At 28.5% G+C, this 607-nt stretch carries 1 protein-coding gene and 1 pseudogene; both read left to right on the top strand.

The window, feature by feature from the left end:
- A pseudogene (locus Xmir_RS26060) lies at positions 1-184 on the top strand (hypothetical protein); the annotation flags it as partial.
- A gap of 164 nt (positions 185-348) precedes the next feature.
- Positions 349-507: a hypothetical protein gene (locus tag Xmir_RS26055; RefSeq protein ID WP_167386047.1), complete on the top strand. Its 159-nt coding sequence runs from the start codon at positions 349-351 to the stop codon at positions 505-507.
- Positions 508-607 lie beyond the last annotated feature (100 nt).

The following is a 607-nucleotide window of genomic DNA, read 5'->3' as shown; positions in this document are numbered from 1 at the left end:
TTTTATGGCAAAATATCTGATTCAAGGAAAAGAATCTGTCAGCTCAGTGGATTTTGAACGCCAATCATCAATATTTTCTTTACGTAAGAACTCAAAACCAGCAGATTGGGAACAACAAATTTCAGTAATTTTAGCAGAGTTGGATAGGCTTGGTCCACCGAAAAGGGCTACTGATCCTAAATGATAGTTGTAAGATATTAATATAGTTAGTTATATTTTTGTTTCAGAAAAAATAGCATCGAAGAATATTAAAATTATCTCGGTGCTAATTTTAAAATTTCAAAAATTACATTGTAAATGGTTGCTTTATTATCATTTATATTAAATTATTATATGAGATTATTTTGTATGGCTAAGAATAAAAAAATTAAATTAGAACGAATGCCAATTGGTTGCGATCCTTTTTTGGATGAAGATATTGGCATGTTGGATAAAGAACAAATAAAAATAGAGGGTTTTATTGATGATAAAAAATGTGAAATACGATATGGCAGAGGTGGTTTTTGATGAGCCTGTAAATTAAATTGTGTATTTGCCTTAACTTGATATGTTTAATTTATTATCAAAATAAGGTTGATTTATGAACGAAAAACAATTACAGGCTCTG

The organism is Xenorhabdus miraniensis (assembly GCF_002632615.1).
This window is presented reverse-complemented; position numbering and strand designations above follow the sequence as displayed.

Coding starts and splice junctions, on each gene's coding strand:
- Xmir_RS26055 (WP_167386047.1), top strand. CDS start 349: ATGGCTAAGAATAAAAAAATTAAATTAGAACGAATGCCAATTGGTTGC.